The organism is Nitrincola sp., from assembly GCF_048264025.1.
In the GTDB taxonomy this organism is placed as follows: domain Bacteria; phylum Pseudomonadota; class Gammaproteobacteria; order Pseudomonadales; family Balneatricaceae; genus Nitrincola.
In genome coordinates this window covers 376,669-397,223 of the sequence record NZ_JBLXDN010000001.1, presented here as the reverse complement: position 1 = coordinate 397,223, position 20,555 = coordinate 376,669, and the positions used below count along the sequence as shown (strand labels likewise).

General features: G+C 51.6%; 24 protein-coding genes. 8 read left to right on the top strand and 16 right to left on the bottom strand.

What is annotated here, in order from left to right; all coding sequences use genetic code 11:
* Window positions 1-6: 6 nt before the first annotated feature.
* From ACN0R1_RS01880 to ACN0R1_RS01870, 3 genes are read right to left on the bottom strand one after another with little or no spacing between them, the layout of a single operon-like run.
* On the bottom strand, window positions 7-468 hold the full coding sequence (locus ACN0R1_RS01880; RefSeq protein WP_417579339.1) for a DUF411 domain-containing protein: 462 nt from the start codon (window positions 466-468) through the stop codon (window positions 7-9).
* Between the two features lie 18 nt (window positions 469-486).
* Window positions 487-2,094, bottom strand: coding sequence for a multicopper oxidase family protein (locus ACN0R1_RS01875; RefSeq protein ID WP_417579337.1), 1,608 nt, complete (start codon window positions 2,092-2,094; stop codon window positions 487-489).
* 50 nt (window positions 2,095-2,144) lie between these two features.
* Window positions 2,145-2,549 (bottom strand): hypothetical protein, encoded by a 405-nt coding sequence (locus ACN0R1_RS01870; RefSeq protein WP_417579335.1) that lies wholly within the window; start codon window positions 2,547-2,549, stop codon window positions 2,145-2,147.
* A 198-nt stretch (window positions 2,550-2,747) separates the two neighbouring features.
* On the opposite strand from ACN0R1_RS01870, the gene ACN0R1_RS01865 reads away from it, so the two are divergent.
* From ACN0R1_RS01865 to ACN0R1_RS01855, 3 genes are all read left to right on the top strand, one after another.
* Window positions 2,748-4,904 carry an FAD-dependent oxidoreductase gene (locus ACN0R1_RS01865; RefSeq protein WP_417579333.1) on the top strand — a complete coding sequence of 719 codons (2,157 nt, stop codon included), beginning with the start codon at window positions 2,748-2,750 and terminating at the stop codon, window positions 4,902-4,904.
* Between the two features lie 81 nt (window positions 4,905-4,985).
* Window positions 4,986-6,029, top strand: coding sequence for an NAD(P)H-dependent flavin oxidoreductase (locus ACN0R1_RS01860; protein ID WP_417579331.1), 1,044 nt, complete (start codon window positions 4,986-4,988; stop codon window positions 6,027-6,029).
* 72 nt (window positions 6,030-6,101) lie between these two features.
* Entirely contained in the window at window positions 6,102-6,692 is a 591-nt protein-coding gene (locus ACN0R1_RS01855; RefSeq protein ID WP_417579329.1) for a LysE family translocator, read from the top strand.
* Here ACN0R1_RS01855 and ACN0R1_RS01850 read toward each other — a convergent pair.
* Entirely contained in the window at window positions 6,660-7,514 is an 855-nt protein-coding gene (locus tag ACN0R1_RS01850) for an AraC family ligand binding domain-containing protein (protein ID WP_417579327.1), read from the bottom strand. The genes ACN0R1_RS01855 and ACN0R1_RS01850 overlap by 33 nt on opposite strands.
* A 120-nt stretch (window positions 7,515-7,634) precedes the next feature.
* Between ACN0R1_RS01850 and ACN0R1_RS01845 the strand changes: the two genes are divergently transcribed.
* Together ACN0R1_RS01845 and ACN0R1_RS01840 are read left to right on the top strand one after the other, a co-directional pair.
* Window positions 7,635-8,690 (top strand): phosphotransferase, encoded by a 1,056-nt coding sequence (locus ACN0R1_RS01845; RefSeq protein WP_417579325.1) that lies wholly within the window; start codon window positions 7,635-7,637, stop codon window positions 8,688-8,690.
* Complete coding sequence (locus ACN0R1_RS01840; protein ID WP_417579323.1) at window positions 8,683-9,936, top strand: aspartate aminotransferase family protein; 1,254 nt, start codon at window positions 8,683-8,685, stop codon at window positions 9,934-9,936. The genes ACN0R1_RS01845 and ACN0R1_RS01840 overlap by 8 nt, the downstream gene beginning before the upstream one ends.
* Here the strand turns inward: ACN0R1_RS01840 and ACN0R1_RS01835 are convergent.
* From ACN0R1_RS01835 to ACN0R1_RS01825, 3 genes are all read right to left on the bottom strand, one after another.
* Window positions 9,919-10,602: a GntR family transcriptional regulator gene (locus tag ACN0R1_RS01835; protein ID WP_417579321.1), complete on the bottom strand. Its 684-nt coding sequence runs from the start codon at window positions 10,600-10,602 to the stop codon at window positions 9,919-9,921. The genes ACN0R1_RS01840 and ACN0R1_RS01835 overlap by 18 nt on opposite strands.
* 76 nt (window positions 10,603-10,678) lie before the next feature.
* Window positions 10,679-11,098: a secondary thiamine-phosphate synthase enzyme YjbQ gene (locus tag ACN0R1_RS01830; protein WP_417579319.1), complete on the bottom strand. Its 420-nt coding sequence runs from the start codon at window positions 11,096-11,098 to the stop codon at window positions 10,679-10,681.
* Between the two features lie 98 nt (window positions 11,099-11,196).
* Window positions 11,197-11,982, bottom strand: a complete 786-nt coding sequence (locus ACN0R1_RS01825; RefSeq protein WP_417579317.1) for a helix-turn-helix transcriptional regulator — start codon at window positions 11,980-11,982, stop codon at window positions 11,197-11,199.
* Window positions 11,983-12,081: 99 nt separating this feature from the next.
* Between ACN0R1_RS01825 and ACN0R1_RS01820 the strand changes: the two genes are divergently transcribed.
* Window positions 12,082-13,299, top strand: a complete 1,218-nt coding sequence (locus ACN0R1_RS01820) for an MFS transporter (RefSeq protein ID WP_417579315.1) — start codon at window positions 12,082-12,084, stop codon at window positions 13,297-13,299.
* On the opposite strand, the gene ACN0R1_RS01815 is transcribed toward ACN0R1_RS01820, so the two are convergent.
* The 5 genes from ACN0R1_RS01815 to ACN0R1_RS01795 form a co-directional block, all read right to left on the bottom strand.
* A complete protein-coding gene (locus tag ACN0R1_RS01815; RefSeq protein WP_417579313.1) occupies window positions 13,296-13,625 on the bottom strand; it encodes a hypothetical protein in 330 nt (109 codons plus the stop codon). The genes ACN0R1_RS01820 and ACN0R1_RS01815 overlap by 4 nt on opposite strands.
* Before the next feature lie 341 nt (window positions 13,626-13,966).
* Complete coding sequence (locus ACN0R1_RS01810; RefSeq protein ID WP_417579311.1) at window positions 13,967-14,263, bottom strand: hypothetical protein; 297 nt, start codon at window positions 14,261-14,263, stop codon at window positions 13,967-13,969.
* A 45-nt stretch (window positions 14,264-14,308) separates the two neighbouring features.
* Window positions 14,309-14,656, bottom strand: a complete 348-nt coding sequence (locus ACN0R1_RS01805; RefSeq protein ID WP_417579309.1) for a hypothetical protein — start codon at window positions 14,654-14,656, stop codon at window positions 14,309-14,311.
* The gene (locus ACN0R1_RS01800) at window positions 14,628-14,984 is read right to left on the bottom strand and encodes a hypothetical protein (RefSeq protein WP_417579307.1); all 357 of its coding nucleotides are present in this window, start codon (window positions 14,982-14,984) and stop codon (window positions 14,628-14,630) included. Before ACN0R1_RS01800 ends, ACN0R1_RS01805 begins: the two co-directional genes overlap by 29 nt.
* Before the next feature lie 138 nt (window positions 14,985-15,122).
* The gene (locus ACN0R1_RS01795; RefSeq protein WP_417579305.1) at window positions 15,123-16,082 is read right to left on the bottom strand and encodes a LysR family transcriptional regulator; all 960 of its coding nucleotides are present in this window, start codon (window positions 16,080-16,082) and stop codon (window positions 15,123-15,125) included.
* 118 nt (window positions 16,083-16,200) lie between these two features.
* On the opposite strand from ACN0R1_RS01795, the gene ACN0R1_RS01790 reads away from it, so the two are divergent.
* Window positions 16,201-16,440 carry a hypothetical protein gene (locus ACN0R1_RS01790; RefSeq protein WP_417579299.1) on the top strand — a complete coding sequence of 80 codons (240 nt, stop codon included), beginning with the start codon at window positions 16,201-16,203 and terminating at the stop codon, window positions 16,438-16,440.
* Between the two features lie 228 nt (window positions 16,441-16,668).
* Here ACN0R1_RS01790 and ACN0R1_RS01785 read toward each other — a convergent pair whose 3' ends face one another.
* Entirely contained in the window at window positions 16,669-17,286 is a 618-nt protein-coding gene (locus ACN0R1_RS01785) for a methyltransferase family protein (protein ID WP_417579296.1), read from the bottom strand.
* 392 nt (window positions 17,287-17,678) lie between these two features.
* On the opposite strand from ACN0R1_RS01785, the gene ACN0R1_RS01780 reads away from it, so the two are divergent.
* Window positions 17,679-18,443, top strand: a complete 765-nt coding sequence (locus ACN0R1_RS01780) for a Crp/Fnr family transcriptional regulator (protein WP_417579295.1) — start codon at window positions 17,679-17,681, stop codon at window positions 18,441-18,443.
* A 106-nt stretch (window positions 18,444-18,549) separates the two neighbouring features.
* Here the strand turns inward: ACN0R1_RS01780 and ACN0R1_RS01775 are convergent, their stop codons facing one another.
* The 3 genes from ACN0R1_RS01775 to ACN0R1_RS01765 all read right to left on the bottom strand — a co-directional run bounded on the left by ACN0R1_RS01775 (window position 18,550) and on the right by ACN0R1_RS01765 (window position 20,528).
* The gene (locus ACN0R1_RS01775) at window positions 18,550-19,170 is read right to left on the bottom strand and encodes a GNAT family N-acetyltransferase (protein ID WP_417579293.1); all 621 of its coding nucleotides are present in this window, start codon (window positions 19,168-19,170) and stop codon (window positions 18,550-18,552) included.
* A gap of 157 nt (window positions 19,171-19,327) precedes the next feature.
* Window positions 19,328-19,504: a hypothetical protein gene (locus ACN0R1_RS01770; RefSeq protein WP_417579291.1), complete on the bottom strand. Its 177-nt coding sequence runs from the start codon at window positions 19,502-19,504 to the stop codon at window positions 19,328-19,330.
* Window positions 19,505-19,790: 286 nt separating this feature from the next.
* The gene (locus ACN0R1_RS01765) at window positions 19,791-20,528 is read right to left on the bottom strand and encodes a hypothetical protein (protein WP_417579289.1); all 738 of its coding nucleotides are present in this window, start codon (window positions 20,526-20,528) and stop codon (window positions 19,791-19,793) included.
* Between the last annotated feature and the right edge of the window lie 27 nt (window positions 20,529-20,555).

Here is a 20,555-nt window from a genome sequence, read left to right as displayed (position 1 = left end):
CCGTTGTTAGGGTTGGTTATACTCAGACCAGACTTGTAACTCTTTGTCTTTACTGTCAAATGCCAGCACCTGATAGGGATCTTCCCGACCCGTTTCCATACCCGGTGAGCCGTGAGGCATGCCGGGTACTGTGAGGCCGGTAACGGCTGGTTTTTCGCGCAGCAGACGAAGGATATCTGACGCTGGGACATGCCCTTCAATCACATAGCCGTCAATCACAGCGGTATGGCAGGATGCCAGTTCTGAAGGCACACCCAGCTCCATTTTTTTGCTGTTCATGTTGTTCAAATTGGTACTTTCAACAGGAATACCGGCTGCTTCGATATGGTCTATCCAGTCCTGGCAACAACCACAGGTTTCACTTTTGTAAACCTGCATTACCGGCTCAGCTGCACTGTTGCCACTGATCAGAACCAGCAATAGGCTGCTGAGGAAGGCTGTACTGATTATTGCAAACTTGGTTTTCATCATTTTCTCCTTAGCGGGTTATTGCACCAGTATGCTGGCCATCATACCCATTTCTTCGTGTTCAATAATATGGCAGTGGAACATCCACTCGCCGGCTTCATCAAATACCAGCCGCAGTTTCAGTCGTTGTTTTGGTTTCAGGTTCACTGTGTCCAGCCAGGCTCGGTAGGCTGGTGGTTGCCATTCCCCCTCCTCACTCTGTTCAGCCACCACCTGAAAATGGGTGCCGTGGATATGGAAAGGATGGTCCATATGTGAATTGTTGAACACCTCCCACTCTTCAATCTGCCCGACTTTGCCAGTAAACATGATCTGGCCGGGGGTGAAGGATTCGCCATTGATTAAAAAAGCAATCGGGGGACGCCCAGTCATCATCGCTGCGGATCCAGACTCAGCGTGGTTGCCGTGGTTGCCGTGGTTGCCGTGCCCTTGATGGCCGGCGTTACTCTCATGGCCTGCACTTTCATGACGAGCACTGTCCTGACCTGTTGATGACATAACATGGCCAGGCATAATCTCGGACAACTCCACCTGACGATGTACTTGTGCCTCTGCTAAGGGTTCAATCTCAGTCAAGCGTTGCGGCAGCGCAATGGCCGGGGCCAGCGTAGCCGTGTTGGTTGCCAGTGTCATCAGGGTTTCTGTGGTGAGATAGTGTGCAGGTTTCGGTCCCATCCAGTCGCGGTCATAGGGGCGTTTTTGCAGAACAAAGGATTGATTGGGCTCGTCACTGAGTTTGATCAACAGATCACAACGTTGACCGGGCACCAGTAACAGCTCATCCAGATCTACCGGCTGCTCCAGATAACCGCCGTCGGTACCAATGAGCTGCATCGGGAGCTTGTCCAGAGCCAGGCGCAGGTAGCGTCCGGCGCAGGCATTGATCATCCGCAGTCGCAGGGTGCTGCCTGGAGCCAGTTCCAGTTTAGGGTTACGCTGACCATTCACCAGCAATATATCGCCCTCACGACCGTTCATCCAGTCCACATGGGTATGTGGGGCAACCTGTCCCTGTGAGTCCAGTCGCAGGTCAGTTACCATCAGCAAATAGGCAGGCAGATCCGCTGGTAAGGGGTCCTGGTAGGGCTTAACCAGAAAGGCGCCCGCCATGCTGTGTGCGATTTGGTCGGCCAGGTAATCATGTGGATGGGGATGAAACCAGTGAAGCCCTGCGTTACCCTGTTTCACCTGAAAGCGGTAAGTCCGACTCTGGTGAGGCGCTATTAGATCATGTGGGCCGCCATCTTCTGAGTTTGGAATTTTCAGACCATGCCAGTGCACAGTGGTTGGCTGATGTAGGTGGTTGTCCACCTGGATTTCCACGCTATCTCCTTCAGTCACTTGGATCAACGGGGTGATCTGGTTGTTGTATAGCCAGAGTTCAGTGTGCTCCGGCCCCGTCAGTTCCACTGGCGTTGGTGCCAAGGTGAGCCGGGTTTTAAAATCAGTACCGGAAGAAAAGTTTTCTATTTCCGGTAGTTGTCTTAGCGGTAGGTGTTCAGGTAATTGCCGCACCATCAGGTTAGTACCACTACCCTGATGGTGTTTGGACATGGCAAAAGTAGTAAGGGGTGTCAGGGTTAATAGCCCCAGCGCACCCAGGCGCATAAAGTCTCTACGTTTCATGGTATTAAGCCTTTTCAGAGGTGTGTTAAGTTTTATTCACCGGGTCTGAATTAGCTTTTGGGTGGACGATCCAAGCGCTTAGATGCGGCAACACCCTGATGGCTTAGGTAGTGCTGTTCCCATCTCAGTGGAAGTTGATTTGAGTAGGTAAAGGCTGGGTTCATGGCGGTGCAACTGCTGCATTGCAGGCACCCTCCACCCTGACAAGTATCGGTCTGCAAGGTACTTGTGTGAGGATGAGTTGGCTCGGAAACATGGCTGGTTGTCAGTCTGTCATCGCAGGGGTGTGTGGCACTTTGATGATGCTCAGACTGCTCAGACTGCTCAGACTGCTCAGACTGCTCAGGCGATAGCGGTGTAGCTGCAACAAGGTTGGCTGGAAGCCAGGCAACAAAAAGCACTAGCAGCAATAAAGCGGCGATGTACTTTATGGAGAGTTGCCGTTTGGGTTGCATGACTTACCCTGTTTAATGAGTTCAATTTTATGACTACAAAGATAAACCAGGGTTCACTCTTTTCGCAAATAGAGTGTATTGACCTATAGCTGGGATCCTTTCGTAAGATATTTATGATTCTTTCGTGAGGTATTTTTGTAAGGTATTCGCTTAAATGGCGACCTATGCAGTAGATCAACAGAGGATAAAATTCCGGTTATGAGTAAAAAATCAGGGTTACTGCTTGTGTTGCTGGTAGCGGGTGTAGTGATTTGGCAACTGGGTTGGTTGCAGCTGCTGAGCTTTGACAATCTCAAGCATCAGCAGGATGAGCTGATAGCCTTGCGTGATGCCAGACCTGTGTTGCTTAGCGCTATGTATTTTCTCATCTATGTGGGTGTGACCGCCTTGTCCTTACCGGGTGCGGCGATTATGACCTTAGCCGGTGGTGCGATTTTTGGACTGGGCTGGGGCTTTTTACTGGTGTCTTTCGCCTCCACGCTGGGCGCTACACTGGCGATGTTGGTAGCGCGTTTTCTGTTGCATGATTGGGTAAGGCAACGCTTCAATCGTCAGATGGATAAGCTTGATAGCGGGATCCAACGGGAAGGTGCCTTTTACCTGTTTGCCTTACGTCTGGTACCCGCCGTTCCCTTCTTCGTACTGAATCTGGCCATGGGCCTGACACAAATGAAAGTACGGACTTTCTGGTGGGTCAGCCAACTGGGTATGGTCGCTGGGACCCTGGTGTATGTGAATGCCGGTACACAACTGGCGCAGATCAGCTCTCCCGGTGATGTGTTATCACCCGGATTACTCGGTGCCTTCGTGCTGCTGGGACTCTTCCCTATACTGGCTAAGCGAGTACTCACTTTCATTAAGCATCGAAACTCTACGGCGATCTGGACAAAGCCTCGCCAGTTTGACACCAACCTGCTGGTCATCGGTGCGGGCAGTGGTGGGCTGGTAGCGGCTTATATAGCCGCGGCTGTTAAAGCCAAGGTGATGTTAGTAGAGAAACATCAGATGGGCGGCGACTGTCTGAATACCGGCTGTGTACCGTCTAAAGCCTTGATTCGCACCGCCCGACTGGCACAGGAAATGCGAGAAGCTGATCGCTTTGGTATTACCCCCCAGGCCCCCGACATAGATTTCAAAGCGGTAATGCAACGGGTGCATCGGGTTATTGAAACCATTGAGCCGCATGATTCGGTTGAACGTTTTCAGGGCTTGGGCGTGGATGTTCGTCAAGGCACTGCCACGCTGGTGAGTCCTTGGGAAGTTGATATCCATTACCCCGATGGCAAGGTAGAACGTGTGTCCTCACGCGCTATTATTCTGGCGACTGGAGCCGAACCGCTGCTGCCTGAGTTACCGGGGCTGACAGACATAGATTATCTGACATCTGAAAACTTATGGTCGCTGGATAGCCTGCCACAGCGGCTATTGGTACTGGGGGGTGGCCCCATTGGCTGTGAGCTGAGTCAGGCTTTTCAGCGCCTGGGATCACAGGTTATTCAGCTAGAGCGTGGTGACCGGATCATGCCCCGTGAGGATGCCGATGCCAGTGAAGCGGTGATGCTGAAGTTATGCAGTGAAGGGGTCGACCTGCGACTTAATCATCACGCCCTGAGTGTTGAAATCCATCCGCAAACAGGTCAGCCCTCACTACTGGTTGAAAATGCGGCAGGTGATCAAGAGTCGATTGAATTTGACCGGTTGCTGGTGGCGGTGGGACGCAAGCCGCGTTTGCATGGCTATGGGCTGGAAACCCTGGGATTACTCCCGGATCAGGCGCAGGGCATTGATACCAACAGCTACCTGCAAACACTCTATCCAAATATCTATGCGTGTGGTGATCTGATCGGACCCTATCAGTTTACGCACGCGGCCTCACATCAAGCCTGGCATGCCACGGTGAATGCGCTGTTCGGTGAGTTGAAGCGTTTCCCTGTGGATTACACCTACCTTCCCTGGGCCACCTTTACTGATCCGGAAGTGGCGCGAGTCGGGTTGAATGAACAGGAAGCTAAAGCCCAGGGGATCGCCTACGAGGTAACTCGCTATGGTCTGGATGATCTGGATAGAGCCATTGCCGACAGTCAGGCCTATGGTTTTATTAAAGTCCTGACACCACCGGGTAAGGACAAAATTCTCGGTGTGACTCTGGTTGGACCGCATGCCGGTGATTTGATTGCTGAGTTTGTGCTGGCAATGAAACACGGGCTGGGATTGAATAAATTACTCGGTACCATCCATATTTATCCAACCCTGACCGAGGCGAATAAATTTGCGGCGGGTAACTGGAAAAAAGCCCATGCACCGCAGCGAGTACTGGCCTGGTTGGAGCGTTATCATGCCTGGCGTAGACGTTAGGTTAAAGGCAACGTCAGGTTAGTTTGTTATAGTAGGGCTGGATTTACCGACTTGTCTGGTTAATGAATGAGGGGGCTATAGGTGTTAAATTTTGCTGAAGGGTTCGGGCTTCAATGGCCTATTATTCAAGCGCCTATGGCGGGTGTTCAGGGCAGTGATCTGACCCTGGCCGTTTCTGCGGCGGGTGGTTTGGGCTCCCTGCCCTGCGCCATGCTGACCCCGGATAGCCTGGTGGCCGAGTTAAGTCGCATCAGCGCGGCAACCACACGACCTTACAATGTAAATTTTTTCTGTCATACGCCTCCGGCACCGAATGCATCCACGCAAGCTCGCTGGGAGCAGGCGCTGTTACCCTATTATCGTGAGTTAGAAATTGAGCAAGCCGCTATTCAGTCCGGTGCTGGACGTACCCCCTTCAGTGCTGATACGGCTGCGTTGCTAAGTGACTTTAAGCCGCCGGTGGTCAGTTTTCATTTTGGTTTGCCGGATGACGCCTTGCTGGAGCAAGTGCGCAGCTGGGGGAGCAAGATCCTTTCCAGCGCCACCACACTGGAGGAAGCCTTGTGGCTGGAAGCTCGTGGAGTTGATGCGGTGATTGCTCAGGGGCTTGAGGCCGGTGGTCATCGCGGCATGTTCCTCAGCGATGATCTGACGTCACAAACGGGTTTGTTTGCCCTGCTGCCGCAGCTGGTGGATCGTCTCAACACCCCGGTGATTGCCGCTGGGGGTATTGCCAGTCCAGCTGGGGTTAAGGCGGCTCTGGCACTGGGTGCGGCAGGAGTCCAGGTGGGCACGGCTTATCTGTTGTGTCCTGAAGCCAGCACGTCAGCCTTGCATCGACAGGCGCTGCAGTCTCCCGAGGCAGTGCACACCGCCCTGACTAATGTATTCTCCGGGCGACCCGCGCGCGGGATCGTCAACCGTGTGATGCGCGAGCTGGGACCTATCTGTGCCGAAGCCCCCGCCTTTCCTTTGGCCACGGCGGCAATCACGCCCTTGCGCTCCGCCGCTGAAGCACGCGGTATCGCTGACTTTTCACCGCTTTGGGCGGGCCAAAATACCACCGGTTGCCAGGCCATTCCTGCCGCTGAACTGACGCGTTGGTTGATGTCAGCGCTAGATTGAGTCCATGAAATTTTATTCAATACAAGGATCCGCGGACCACAGACAATGACTTCTTTTTAAAGGAGTCTATCTGTGAGTGGGTCTATCATCTTTTCCATGTCAGCCTTTGCGCTGGCGGCATCCATCTCTCCCGGTCCGGTCAATCTGGTCTGTCTCAGTAGCGGTATACGCTATGGCTTGGCAACTACGCTGGTGTTTGTGACCGGTGCGACCTTGGGTTTTGTGCTGTTGTTTGTCTCATTGGGTTTAGGTTTGAAAAGCGTCTTTCTGCAGTGGGGTGAACTGGAGTCGGCATTGCGCTGGGGAGGTATTCTGTTTCTGTTGTATATGAGTGTGCAGTTGTTGCGTGCGAGTGGTGATGTCCAAACTCAATCGCAAACCCAACCTCCCGGATTTATGACCGGGGCATTGATGCAATGGTTGAATCCCAAAGCCTGGCTAGCGGGTATATCCGGCATCGCCGCCTATACGGCAGGTGGTGATATGTATCAGGTGCTGCTGTTTGCGCTACTGTATTTACCGATCTGCTGGTTGTCGTTGGGGGTTTGGGCCGCGGCTGGTGCCTGGTTGCAGCAACGCTGCACAGCCGGACAGGGTTTACGCTGGTTGAACCGGATACTGGCGTTGCTGTTACTGATGAGTTGTGTTTTGTTGCTGATATAGCCGCTTGGGTCCATCGCGATACTGTACCGGTGTGGCCGCCAGCAGACGCTTAAACGTTCGCTGAAAATGCGGTTGATCGGCAAAACCATGGGTCAGGGCGACATCAACCAGAGGCAGATCACTTTGTAGCGCAATCTGGGCCATCTGAATTCTCAGATTGGTCAGGTAAGCATGGGGCGTCATGCCGCAGGTCTGACGGAATTGGCGGATCAACTGTCCTTGATTTAATCCACTTAACTGACACAGCGTCTGCAAGGGAACATTAGAGTCGTAATGTTTATGTAGATGCTCAAGTGCTCTATGTAGTGGTTCGGTGGGTAGCAGACTTTGTGGTGAGGCCTCGCGGCGGACCTGAGCAAACAGTTGCTGTAGATAGTGGCACAGTGCGGCATCTTTTTCAGCATGACTGACGAGAGGGTCAAACAGTTGAGTGGCCATGTCGCTAAAACCGTTGAATAACGCCTGATCCCGCAGGCGGGACACGGACAGATCTTCCCAGTGATCGCTATCGAGTTCTCCACAAGATTGACGTAGTCGGGTCAGCCACTCGGTATCGATATACAGCATATAGTAGGACCAGGGCATGTCAGCACAAGGGTTGCAGGCATGCACTTGGTGAGGATTGATCAGCAGTAACTGACCTGCCTCAATAACCTGTTGTTGCCCGGCATATTGGAAATGACTCTGACCCGCCAGGATCGCCCCGAGGGACCATTGCCGGTGACTGTGAGGGGCATAACGTACTTGCCGTCCATCCTCAATATAGCGCAGTTCAACATGAGGCAGTGCAGGGTCCCGCCAGAACAGAGGGGTGGTTGTCATCAGGACTCCAGGTTGCGATCAGCTACAGGAAAACTCCAGCTTTAAGCATAGCATTGAGGGGTGACTTTACCCAATATTCAATTTATGATGCATCATACATCATAAATCAGGATTGAGTGAATGACCTCTAACACCGCAACAACTTCGTTGATGACACAGGCTGCACCCTCTGTTGATCCGGTTGAGGCTCAGGCTGTTTTACGAGAGCACTATGGCCTGATGGGAACATTAGAGCGTTTACCCGGTGAGCGTGACAGTAATTTCTGTTTGAGTGTGTCTTGCAGCAAGCGTTACATGGTGCGCTTTATCAATGCCGCTGAAGCCGATACAGAAATAGATTTTCAAACCCAGATGTTGATTTATCTACAGGAGCGGGCGGCGCACTTGCCACTACCTTCTATACTGAAAAGTCTTTCAGGGGAGTGCCAACCCAGAGTTCGATTTTCCGGGCAAGTAGGCGCTTTGCGTGTTGTCAGCTATCTGGAAGGCATGCCCTTTTATCAACAAGCGCCCTTTACCTATCTGGCCCGACAGCTGGGTGGCATTCTTGGCAAAATGGATCATGCATTGGCTGATTTTTCTCATCCGGGAGCGCAGCGTGAGTTACTTTGGGACATTACTTATCCACAGCGATTACTGGATCGAATACACACCATTGATGATGCGCAATTACGCAAGGAAGTCGCCTGGGTGATCGATCGTCATGCTGAACGAGTCGTTCCTCTGCAGGCAGGACTTCCCTGGCAGGTGATACACAATGATCTGAACCCACACAACGTGCTGGTGGATACCTTAGGCACCCGGATTACCGGGATCATTGATTTTGGCGATGCTCTCTATGCACCGCGAGTGAATAATCTGGCAACCGCCCTGTCCTACCAACTGGTGGATGAATCGGACCCGTTACGCCGGGTGGGCCCCTTTTTGAACGCCTATCTGGCTCAACAGCCCTTGACTGATACCGAGTTAAGTCTGTTAGCCGATCTGGTGGCCACGCGTTTGTGTCTGACGTTGACTATCTCCTCCTGGCGTGCGCAGCTGTATCCGGAAAATCGTGACTATATTCTGCGTAACCTGCCCCATGCCGGTCGTAGTTTGATGCGTTTACGCCGTCTGCCGGAGGTCTGGGTGGATGACCTGCTGAACCCTGTTATTACTGGAGTCTCTGATGACTGAACATAGCGCATTACTTCAACGGCGCCAACGCTTACTGGGGCGTAGCTATCGTCTGTTTTATCAACAGCCCCTCTATCCGGTGAAGGGTGAAGGCGTATGGCTCTACGAAGCGGATGGCAAACGCTACCTGGATGCCTACAACAATGTGGTATCGGTGGGCCATTGTCACCCCAGGGTGGTCGAGGCTATTTGCCAACAGGTGGCACAGTTGAATACCCATACCCGCTATCTGCACGACAGTATTCTGGATTATGCCGAGCGTCTGCTGGCGCTGTTCCCTGATGCGTTGAATAACCTTACCCTGACCTGCAGTGGCAGTGAAGCCAATGATCTGGCTTTACGTATTGCCCGTGAAGTTACCGGCAACCGTATTGCCTTGGTGACTCGCTGGGCTTATCACGGCACGACCAGTAGTATCGCCGAGCTGTCGCCGTCACTCGGCGTCGGTGTGAGTGATCAGGTGCGGTTGATAGACGCACCGGACACCTTCCGTGCGCCAGGTCAGTGGTTGCAGCAGTTGCGTCAAGTGTTGGATCAGATGGCCGCAGAAGGCTTGCGTCCAGCCGCATTGATGATGGATGGCTTGTTCTCCAGCGATGGCGTGTTCAGTCCACCGGCTGCTGAAATTCAGCAGGCCGTAAACTGGGTTCGTCAGGCCGGTGGTGTGTATATCGCCGATGAGGTGCAGTCTGGCTTTGCCCGGACAGGTGATGATTTCTGGGGTTTTTGCCGCTATCAGTTAGTACCTGATCTGGTAACACTGGGTAAGCCCATGGGCAATGGTCATCCGGTAGCGGGGCTAGTCGCACGTTCTGATCTTCTGGATCTGTTTGGCGAACGGCAACGTTATTTCAACACCTTTGGCGGCAACCCCGTGTCTTGTTGCGCCGCTGCCGCTGTGCTGGATGTTATTGAATCGGAACACCTACAGGTCAATGCCAGGATTCAGGGGCAGCGCCTGGGTCGGCAGCTAAACGATTTAGCCCAGCGTCATGAAGTCATTGGTGATATCCGCGGTGCCGGGCTGTTTTACGGAGTGGAGCTGGTCAAGGATCGCAATAGTCTTGCTCCGGCGACAGCGCTGGCCAGTCGTGTGGTCAATGGCATGCGTGAGGCGGGCGTGTTGATCAGTGCGACCGGCCCCGATGCCAATGTACTGAAAATCCGGCCACCACTGGTGTTTACGGCTGAGCATGTTGAGCTTTTGAGTGATACCCTGGATCAGGTATTAACTCGGCTGAGCTGATGCGTCATCCTCTCGCAGGAAGCTACGCATTTTCAGATTACCATCGAGAATGTCCTGCTGGATGGCTGTGCGGGTCGCGTCTGAGTCACGACTAGCCAGAGCCTGCCACAGCTCTTCATGATGACCTATGGCCATCTGCTGGGAAAACTCACGGTAGCTCTGGGCAATCAGCGGGCCGGTACGCATCCACAGCATGTCAATCAGATTGCGTAGCAAGGGCATGCCTGCCGCATCAGCCAGTAATAGGTGAAATTCGCTATTCAACCGTAAGGCCACTGACAGATCGTTTGCGAGGATTGCGGTATGATTCTGATCGATATTTGCGCGTAATTGTTGCAAGGCATCGGCGCTGATTTTCTGTGCCGCCTGCTCCGCCGCCATACCTTCCAATGACAAACGCAACAGGCGAATTTCATCATATTGGCTCTGACTTAACTGCGGAACGCGAATGTCGCGTGGTGAGCGCATCTCCAGCGCCTGCTCCTTGGCCAGTTGCAGGATGGCATCACGCACCGGTGTGACACTGGTGGATAACTGCTCAGCCAGTTCGCGGATACGCAGCCGGTCATTAGGCTTGAAGCGCCCGGTAATCAGCGCATCGCGTAACAGTGCATAAATACTGCTGCCCAGTCGGGCATGATGGATTTCACTGATTGGATAATTCATAGCGAATAGGCTCTTGCAGGTTTGGATGATGCATCATCCAAGTGTACCTCAGGCACCACAACGGGTGTTAGCGCCACTATTCACCTTGCAGGGTTAAAACCAGCCGCCGCGATCCACCATGATTGCGGTGCTCGCACAGGTAGATACCCTGCCAGCTCCCCAGATTTAAGTGTCCGTTACTGACGGGCAAACTCAGTGAGCAGCCCAGCAAACTGCTTTTCAGGTGCGCCGGCATATCATCACTGCCTTCGTCCAGATGCACATAAAAGGGGGCATTTTCCGGAACTGCATGATTAAAAAAGCGCTCAAAATCACCCCGCACATCTGGATCGGCATTCTCGTTGATGGTCAGCGAGGCCGAGGTATGCTGGATAAACAGGTGTAGCAGGCCAATATTACACTGCTTTAGCTCTGGAATAGCTTGCAACACATCACGGGTGATGAGGTGAAAGCCCCTGGGTTTGGCGTCTAATTGAAGGGTTTTTTGTATCCACATGGTTAGTTATCCACAGTTACCTGTTTTTTATATCAGTCCAGAAGAAAGCTCAGCCGCTCATCGGCTTTCTTGGGGTCAATTTCAAGTCTTTCCGTGATTTAAGATGTTTCTGCATACACCACTAATCGAAGGTGCCGATCGGCGTCGATGGTCATTGACGTGTGTTCGAAAGTAACTATCCTGCCATCAAGCTGTAGGTCACGTTTACCCTGGCAGGGTGCGTGGACATCATGGCGGCTCCACCCCTGTTTGAACTCGGGGGATGCCTTTTGTAAATTGGCAACAAGTGCCTGGATCTCTGCTTCCTGTGTCGCATGGGCATAATCGCGTCGAAAACTGGATAGCATTTGTACGGCTTGATCTTCCCAATCAACCAAACGTTCGCGCAGGCTCGGGTCAGTAAACAGCATCCACAACAAATTGCGTTGTCCTGCCGCATGGTGCTTGAAACCAAATAGCTGGTCGGCCGGATCGTTGAAAGCTAATACATCCCAGCGAAGATTAAGCACGTAGGTCGCATGAGGCGATAGATCCTTCATTAATCTCAACACTAATGGCGGCACCTCGCAAAAGGTTTTGCCTGGTTCGGCTGGAAGCCTGTCATGAGCAAGTAAAAATAAGTGCCTGCGTTCGGCGGCATCGAGCTTTAGTGCTCGAGAAAGGTTGTCCAAAAAGGAGGGAGACACACTGATGTCTCGACCTTGCTCCAGCCAGGTGTACCAAGTGAGACCTACGCCCGAAAGTGCAGCAACTTCTTCACGACGCAGCCCTGGAGTGCGCCGACGACCGCCGCTGGGCAGGCCGACGTCAGCGGGAGATAATCGTTCACGTCTCGTGCGCAGGAAGGTCGTAAGCTCTGCACGCGTGCGCTCAAGTTTACTCATGAGATCCCTGTTACTTTAAGTAATAGTATAATCAGTTAAATTGTAACAGTTTATTTGCACTCATAGAATGGCCGTTTTTCGCACTTGGAGAAACGATCCATGAATATGAGTAATGAAGCTTGTCGAACAGAAGTAACGTCCGTTATAACCACATCCTCAGCCTCTCCTTCTGTTTACCTGATTGCACTGGGTGCCTTTGCACTCGGTATGGCGTCTTATGTTACAGCGGGGCTTATTCCTATGATCGAACAGGCCTTCAGTGTTTCTGTCGGAGTTGCTGCACAGCTAGTAACAGCCTTTACACTAGCTTATGGAATAGGGTCGCCACTCATTGTGGCTTTGCTACCGGGTAATCGACAAAGAGCCGGGTTGTTAGCTGCACTTGGTTTGTTTGTGTTATCAAACGCTGCCAGTGCACTTTCTACGGATTTTTCGTGGTTGCTTGTATTTAGGGCGATAGCCGGGATCGGTTCCGGAGTTTATCTTGCGATGGGCATCGCTATAGTGGCGACACTGTCAACGACTGGTCGAGGAAAGGCCATTTCTATCATCATGGGTGGTATGGCCGCGGGAACAGTGTTGGGCGTCCCGATTGGTCTTATTCTGGCAGAACAATGGGGTTGGGCATCGGCACTTTGGTTAGTAACCTCCCTTGGGTTAATTGCCCTTTTTGGGCTGTTGTGGCGATTGCCAGCATTACCGAGTACGGCATTCATTCCACTACATCGCAAGTTGTCATTGTTGGTTGATGGCCAAGTGACAATCATTCTTCTGGTGTCATTGCTGGCCGCCATAGCTAGCCTTGGGATGTATACCTTTCTTGCTCCTCTGTTATTGGCTCCAGATTATGGCAGGGTGGAAACAGTTATACCCTACCTTTGGGTTTGGGGAGTTGGTGGTGTAGCTGGAAGCTTTTTAGTGGGACCTATGACCGACCGCATTAGTGGCCCTAGAATGACGCTTTTCATCATGTTGGTTCTGTCACTGTCTCTTCTGGTACTACCGCTAATTTCGGCTTGGAGTGCTTGGCTGGTTATGCTGCCAATAGCAATCTGGGGAGCTGTTGGTTGGGCTCTGCAAGTGCCGCAGAATAATCAGCTAATCCATGCTCGGGAGTCGCATGGTGATGGTAATCTTGCTGTAGCGCTCAATGAATCTGCTTTGTATCTGGGTAGTGCTATTGGCGCCGCAGCAGGTGGTCTGGCATTAATGCTTAATCTACCCATATGGGTTCTGCCAGTTGGTGCCGGTGTGGTTGCTGCAATAGGAGCGCTGTTTCAGGTCATTAACCTGCGCAGAGATGTACATACACCCTAGGTCTGACTCAGCTGTAGCTCACGCTGATAGCGATAGATCGCGATGTACTGTGGGATGAGAAACAGAAATAGGATGCAAAGGATAAGGTAGTAGGAGGTGATGTCGACCTCTGAGTCAGGCCTCATTATGATGAAACGAAAGAATAGATCCCAGAGTACAAACACTGGCAGGAACAGCCACCAGAATCCTGCCGAGCCAATGCGCAATGCATACACGTATCCCATCAACCCAAGGACTCCGATCACTATGAAGACAAAGTCCACAATATCCATGACGCTGAAATCGTCGAAATAAACAGCAGCCATCGGCGCGCCAACAGCTTGCATAGCAATAACCCAAGCGTAGATGCGCCACCCTGCCGATTTCCGTACTGTGATCTGTTGGTGTATCAATACAGTGTTCCTTTTGTACTAGCCGCAATCATGAAGATAATTGCACTGCTTCTTGTAGCTCAATGCGAAGCACGGCAAGGCCTACTTTGTTAACTGACTTCGAGCCAACAGGCTCTGGATTCTTGGTGAACTTGCTTAATGCTCTGTGGATAAAACGGGGTATCTAAGGTCGCAACCGCAATAGATACCCAGTCCGGAAACTTTTCACTACCGCTCCACATAAACAACTACCTGTGTGCATGGAAACGTATTTAAGTGGCTTGTTAGCAAGGCTATCAATCACCACCACCGCCTCCGCAGTCACCACCACTGCAATCGCCTCCGCCACTGACATCAAAAAAACTTCCCGTCGTTACGACACCATCTCCTGTCGTTATGACACCACCCCCCCCATCACTAGTTGATGAAGATGAGCGTCTACTCATTTTCAGGATAAGCCAAAATAGAAAGGCTATAAAAACGAAGCTGAATAAGAAAGGAGCAATCTTGCTTGAGAAGAGAGTATCCGCTTCCAAGTCAATCGTATGCCATAACCCGAATAGCGAAACTACATAGATGAAAGGCCATTTCATATTTCTGTCCCTAGATTTGTTTTCACGCGATTGTTATGCACAATATTACGAAACCAGCGGCTGAATGGCTTTGGCCAATGCCAAACCAAGTTCGTCATGTTGATCTTCATCCAAATGAACGCCATCAACTCGGCTTGTCGATGTTACCAGACCTGCATCGAAAAAGTGACATCGGCACTCCTCAGCGACTGCAGCAATGGCGGCGGATAACCCCACCGCCTTTTCCTCTGCACCTTCGAACTTTGGTGCAATATTGCCTTTGGCCTTTTGAATCTCAGGCGGCGCGACGAGCAGGATTGGCGACTCGGCAAATACCGAGCTGGCAGCCAAAAGTAATGCAGCAGCCAGTGTTACACTGTGCTTATTAGGCGTCTGGGCATTGCTTGAACGCATAGCCGGTACCGCTTTCCTTACTAACCAAAGCGATGATATTTTCGAACCCCAGCTCTTCGGCTCTATCGAGGTCATGCGCTTTTATTTCGTGGGTGTGAATGTTGACTGTTGAGCCGCCACAAACAGCCATAACAGCAACACCAGTTTGTATGCCACATTTCGAATCGATAACGTCAATACCCGCACTGGTGAGCTTCGCTGCATTCTCCGTAAGCGTAACCCCGCCCCCTTCACACTGCCTTTCGCCCGTATTTTCGTAAACCCGAACAGTTTGACTCGCGCAACCCTCTAGTGAGAGAAGCAACGCCATAGTAATAATTACTCGCAATTTAATAACCTCATTTGTGTATAGCGTGGGTACTGTGCCGTTAAACATTGGACCACAAAGGTCGACATTGTGACTCAAAACCCTTTGGGGCAGCGCTCTGTTATACCAAATGTATCTACTACAGCAAATAAAACCAAGCTAGGGTAATAATGGCCCGGCCAGGCGTTGTTTCTGCGCACGGATAGCTTCGGTCAGAAAGTCCATTAAGGCATGAATTCTCACTACCCCTCTCAGATCTGGGTGCATCAGAAACCACAGGCCGTACTCCAGTTCAGGGATGGGGTCGGTGAGCTGCACAATATCCGCATCATCGCCGGCCAGGTAACACGGCAGGACGGCCAGCCCCATGCCCGAGCGAACAGCGCTGAGTATGCTAACCAGGGTATCAACGCGATAAACACAGGCCTCGTTCAGCCCGTTATTGTCCATCCACTGACTCAGAGCCGCGTCCTGTAATCGCGGCCCACCACCAATCCAGGGTTGGTTAGCAAGAGTTTCGATCATCCCTCCCGGGGTCAAGCCGAGGCTTCGGTGCCCGTAGACTGCCTGACCGATGGGGGTCAAGGGTCGGCCGATCAGGTTTTCAGGTGGGCGGTTGGACGGGCGGATGGCGACATCCGCTTCTCTGCGTGTCAGGTTGAATAATTGGTTGGATACGGCGACGTCGAGCAGGATGCCTGGATATTTGTGCTGGAATTGCATAAACAGGGGTGTCAGTAACCCCATCAGTAGCGAGTCCGTTGTGGTGGCCCAGATTTCTCCACTGGGTTCCAGGTCACGTCCGGCCACTTTACGTTCGGCAGCCAAGGCAGCTTCATCCATTACCTTGGCGGTGTCGGCAAGTTCTTCTCCCGCAAGCGTTGGTCGGTAACCGGTCCGGCTCCGCTCAAAAAGCGTAACGCCCAGGCGCTGCTCGATATCACCGATCCTCCTAAAAACAGTAGCATGACTGACACCCAGGGCGCGTGAAGCGCCTGACAAAGAGCCTGAAGTTGCAATTGCCAGGACAAGCTCAAAGTCATTCCAGGCCAGATGGCTCCGTGTTTTTTGACTGGTGATGGTCGATTGGTTGGGCGGGTTTCCTGTTCGTTTTTGCAAAGTCAGTCCTCGATTTTTTGGAATAGCTTGCAATATTTAATAATACTAGCATGTATCTGAACCCATGAGATAACCAAAGCGTCCCGTCGCCAGGGACGACACAATGGAGGTCAGAGACATGATTAGCTCAACTGAAGAACGCTACTTTCAACCCAACGAATCGTTATCCTGCCAGGATAACGATGACCTGGCAGAAGCGAGTACCGATGACCCGCTTAAGGGCGGTATCCCAGCTAGATACCTCGATGAGCGGGGAGGCATTGATCTTGAGCGAGTGAGGCTGGATCAGCGCGAGGCTCGGCGACAGGTAATCTGGGCGATGATACGACGTATCAAGGAACTTTGCCGGTGCTGTTGAATTGGGCATCCGGTGGATTGATGTCAGGCCGGGAACGCACTTGCCTAAACCTGTTAACCAATACCCAAGCTATAACTGGCAAGCATAGTGAAGGCGTAGTCGGAACCAGAGCAAAAAACCGTCGCCATTATAGGATTTTTTGTATGGTTTTTCGCTGTAATTTTTTGTTTTTATTGAATATTCTAATTTTACTACGCATGTTTTTCATTGGTGGCAATATCTTGATACCTATAACCATCTTCGAACACGGTCTTTGTAATGTCTGTAGTCTTTTGGAAACCTGTTTAGAAGATGAGCTTCCTCAGCCAGTGTTTGGCTGTACAGTGCGTATAACCCGACCAACAGACAGACAACAGAAAATACAGAGGGCAAAGCAAGGAGGAACCCAACCTGTGCAGTCGCAACGCCTAGATACATCGGGTTGCGAGAATACTTATAAAAACCATTAGTTTTCAATGTGCCGGGCTCGTGAGGGTCAATACCAGATCTCCATTGACGCCCTAGGCTTAAATGGATTACAACAGCAAACAAAAAACCCGCAGCTAGTAAAATATCGCCAACCAGCACGATTGGCCATACATTGAGATCCTCAAAGATGCCCAAATAGCGATCAATGCTTGGAAAAAACCAGCGAAATAAACAGACCAACCAGATAGTGACTCTAAAACCGCGAAATAGCATATGATTTAACCAGGTTGAGCTAAATCGCTCCCCCGAGAAAACTACCTCGTGCAAACCTGATCGTTTCTTCGCAATTATTCTTAGGGTATAAAACGCAGCAACACAGGAATAAAAAATAGCCAGATATATTCGAGTAAATTCGACTAGCGTAAAGGCGTTATCCATGCTGGGTAAAAATCATAACAATGGCTGTTTGTGTAATCATATAAGGCTCGGCTTTACCCTGTACCTCTTGCCCAGCATTTTCTTGGCATCCGCCGAAAAGTTCATTTGCATGGCTGTCACCTAGTCAACATAACAGGTGCCATTATTAGCATCTGTTAATAAGTGTGGTCAACTCAAGCTCAACTCGCTCCTTGCCGTGATCGCTTTCCTTTCTACCTGAAAATGCAAATAGGGTTTGGTGCGGTAACGCACAGACTGTAAGTGCCCGGAAAGCTGATCATGAGTTTACCGAAAGTTCAATGAACGTTAGTCTCGCGCTCATTGGGTGTCCTCGTCACGGCTATATATTAGACCAGCCGACTTGCATAATTCACAGACTCATTAAGGGCACTATGATCCCAAAACCGCAACCCGATCAGAATCATATTCTGGCAGCTTTATCGCCTGAAGTTCAGAACCGTTTGTATCAGCACTTGGAGCTGGTGGAAATGCCCTTGCGAGCGGTCATGTATGACTGTGGACAACCCATGCATCATGTTTACTTCCCCACTAACTCCATTGTCTCTATGCAGTATTTGTTGGAAAACGGGGCATCGACGGCTATCTCCGTTGTCGGCAACGAGGGGTTGCTCGGCGTCTCTTTATATATGGGTGGAGGTGAGCTCACGTCTAGCCGGTCGTTGGTGCAGAGCGCCGGGCACGCCTATCGGCTCCCTAAGCGCAAGGTGCGAGAGGAGTTCGATCGTCACGGGGAGTTGCTTTTGTTGATGCTTCGTTACACACAGGCCTTGCTCACACAAGTCTCGCAGACTGCCATTTGCAATCGGAATCATCAGATCGACCAACAACTCTGCCGTTGGCTGCTGCTGTCTTTGGATCGCCTGGAAGACAACCGCTTGACCATGACGCAGGAGTTCATTGCCAATATGCTGGGTGTTCGCCGTGAAGGCGTTACTGAGGCTGCGATAAAATTACAGCGCCTTGGTGTGCTTTCATATAAGCGAGGGTTGATCGAAGTACTCGACCGACCGCAGCTGGAAGAGTTGAGTTGTGAGTGCTATGAGGAGGTCCAGAAGCAAACAGAGGTGCTGCTTGATCATAAGCCGCAGCGCCAGGTGATCAAAAAACCTGAAAACATCGCCACGGCAAAGCTTTGAGCCGCTGGGTCTTGACTGCTTAAAGGTCACGCATCCAGTAATGCGTGGGCCATGTTTTACGCACTCTGGTTGTGGGTAATGTAAGTATCGATACCTCAGCGATAGATCAGCTTGATAACTTCATAACCATGGGTTGCACCATAATAGCTGAACCACTCCTCAGTTCCTCGAGCTGCCCTGTAGCGATAAACCCAGAAGACATATACAGACTAACCGCTGCTTGGTTGCTATTTGTGACGGCAAGCGCCACAAACTCACACCCTCGGCCTGCGGCCCATGCTTTGATTTCACGCAGTAGAGATGTCGCTATTCCTTTACCCCTCAGCGCTGGTGAAACCCACATCTGGTAGATGTGAGCGACTCCCAAATCCGGCTCATGTATCACCCCCCAAGCAAGGCCCACCGGTTGGCCATCCATCTTTGCAACTAATGGCAAAGCATCCAGTGCTCGCAATTTAAGGTTTAAGCGTGTCTGCCACTCGGCATCTGATAATGCCGATTCCTGGTCGTAAGTTGATCCAAAAGAGTCAGGCGAATCCCTGAGCGATTTCAGTCTGGCTGACTTATAAATCTCCCAATCTTCCGGGGTTAATGTTTTGATCTCGAATTCACTCATGTTCATGACTGTTATCTTTAATGTCCGGCTCATGCGCTGGTTTAGAGCTGCGAAGCGGCAGAAATTGGTCGGTATCTGAGTCGATGCCGCCTGAATTTTCACATAGCGCATGAAAGCCTATGGCGAAATCCTCTAAGGCTTGTCGATCTACTGAGTAGGCGCAGAACATACTTCCCTCAGGATCCATACGAACTTTGTCTTCGAGATGAGGCGCCTATTTGCTCTGCGATAGCCATGATCAGAACCTTTGCAAGAGTAGTCGTGTGGTCTAATACGGCAAGACCTGGTTTTGCTTTCCTATATCCCGAGCGACCATGATGACTTCATCGGCTGAGTACAGCCCAGAAATACTAGCCTCGATTTCTGCACCAAGCACTTTTCTGTAGAGTCTTTGGGCGTGATTGTCGGCGCGGGTAGTCACGACAATTTTCTTATCGTTTACCATCTACCCCTCCAGGTAATTCATCACCCCCCTGTAAAGTCCGATTCGTAGTTACAGCAGACGCCAAGGATATTCGCTTCTTTTATCAGTTTTGGGGCAATAGCACTATAAAAATGCAGCCAAAGGTCTGATATTTTTGATGAATGCTATTAACACGGTACCACCGAGAATGCTGAACCAATTGCATTAGCGATACCATTGATTATTTCAGTGGTAACTCTGGCCTTATTAAAGGCAATGTCTAGCAATACCCCGTTCGGGCGGCCCGCGATGTTTGGTGCAACGGTACTCAGGGTACCGTGTAGTCCGAACAGTCGGGCGGCGGCGTATCAGGCATATAACTGCGGGCTTCTGGATCGAAGCTATACAGCCTATGATAACTGCACAGAGGATTGGTTACGGTAACTATGTCGCTCTTACTAAGAGGTCGCCCCGCCAGGGAGTCTTCGAACCGCGATACTGGCCCCGGGAAAGATGTCGCTTCGCTGCGATAGCGCAGCACCGGCATTCCTGCGGCGGATACTTCGGTCAAGTCGAGGCTGGCGTCGAAGTTGTATTCGTCGTGACAGACTTGGGCACGATGCTTCATGTCACGTTCGCTAAAACACGCCCGGATCATCACGTTGGCGCTTTGCGGGACACTGAGAACTTCAAACGGTGGTTGGCCGGGCAAGAAGGCGATGAGGTGTAGGGTTGTTGAACTGGCCCCGCCACCAGAATACATGGCGCGTAGCTGCGTTTCCACGCCTGCCAAGATACCCCCCTCGAAACGTATGAGCGTCGGCCATAGCTGAAACGAAGGTTCTGCGTCTGCCGATGACAGCTCCGACAACCCATAGGGCGAGTGAGCCGGATCATGCTGGCCACCCGACAGCCTGAGGCTCCAGTCCGCGCCATCGACCAGGATACTGGCGCACGCTTGGCCTTCGCAATCGGCTTGTGACGGTACGATTTCGACACAGAGTTTGTCCAGCGCACAGCCTAGCGTTAGCCCGGCTTCTGACTGGCTGATCGTCAGCGAGTCCATGCGCGGTGGTGCGGCAAAGGCTGGGGG

Bases quoted from the DNA above. Each gene is read 5' to 3' on its own strand.
- ACN0R1_RS01820 (WP_417579315.1), top strand. From the start codon at position 12,082: ATGAATATGAGTAATGAAGCTTGTCGAACAGAAGTAACGTCCGTTATA.
- ACN0R1_RS01850 (WP_417579327.1), bottom strand. From the start codon at position 7,514: ATGACAACCACCCCTCTGTTCTGGCGGGACCCTGCACTGCCTCATGTT.
- ACN0R1_RS01770 (WP_417579291.1), bottom strand. From the start codon at position 19,504: ATGGTAAACGATAAGAAAATTGTCGTGACTACCCGCGCCGACAATCAC.
- ACN0R1_RS01825 (WP_417579317.1), bottom strand. From the start codon at position 11,982: ATGAGTAAACTTGAGCGCACGCGTGCAGAGCTTACGACCTTCCTGCGC.
- ACN0R1_RS01880 (WP_417579339.1), bottom strand. From the start codon at position 468: ATGAAAACCAAGTTTGCAATAATCAGTACAGCCTTCCTCAGCAGCCTA.
- ACN0R1_RS01815 (WP_417579313.1), bottom strand. From the start codon at position 13,625: ATGCAAGCTGTTGGCGCGCCGATGGCTGCTGTTTATTTCGACGATTTC.
- ACN0R1_RS01785 (WP_417579296.1), bottom strand. From the start codon at position 17,286: ATGGATAACGCCTTTACGCTAGTCGAATTTACTCGAATATATCTGGCT.
- ACN0R1_RS01845 (WP_417579325.1), top strand. From the start codon at position 7,635: ATGACCTCTAACACCGCAACAACTTCGTTGATGACACAGGCTGCACCC.
- ACN0R1_RS01765 (WP_417579289.1), bottom strand. From the start codon at position 20,528: ATGGACTCGCTGACGATCAGCCAGTCAGAAGCCGGGCTAACGCTAGGC.
- ACN0R1_RS01875 (WP_417579337.1), bottom strand. From the start codon at position 2,094: ATGAAACGTAGAGACTTTATGCGCCTGGGTGCGCTGGGGCTATTAACC.
- ACN0R1_RS01810 (WP_417579311.1), bottom strand. From the start codon at position 14,263: ATGAAATGGCCTTTCATCTATGTAGTTTCGCTATTCGGGTTATGGCAT.
- ACN0R1_RS01790 (WP_417579299.1), top strand. From the start codon at position 16,201: ATGATTAGCTCAACTGAAGAACGCTACTTTCAACCCAACGAATCGTTA.
- ACN0R1_RS01805 (WP_417579309.1), bottom strand. From the start codon at position 14,656: ATGCGTTCAAGCAATGCCCAGACGCCTAATAAGCACAGTGTAACACTG.
- ACN0R1_RS01840 (WP_417579323.1), top strand. From the start codon at position 8,683: ATGACTGAACATAGCGCATTACTTCAACGGCGCCAACGCTTACTGGGG.
- ACN0R1_RS01780 (WP_417579295.1), top strand. From the start codon at position 17,679: ATGATCCCAAAACCGCAACCCGATCAGAATCATATTCTGGCAGCTTTA.
- ACN0R1_RS01865 (WP_417579333.1), top strand. From the start codon at position 2,748: ATGAGTAAAAAATCAGGGTTACTGCTTGTGTTGCTGGTAGCGGGTGTA.
- ACN0R1_RS01870 (WP_417579335.1), bottom strand. From the start codon at position 2,549: ATGCAACCCAAACGGCAACTCTCCATAAAGTACATCGCCGCTTTATTG.
- ACN0R1_RS01775 (WP_417579293.1), bottom strand. From the start codon at position 19,170: ATGCGCTATGTGAAAATTCAGGCGGCATCGACTCAGATACCGACCAAT.
- ACN0R1_RS01835 (WP_417579321.1), bottom strand. From the start codon at position 10,602: ATGAATTATCCAATCAGTGAAATCCATCATGCCCGACTGGGCAGCAGT.
- ACN0R1_RS01830 (WP_417579319.1), bottom strand. From the start codon at position 11,098: ATGTGGATACAAAAAACCCTTCAATTAGACGCCAAACCCAGGGGCTTT.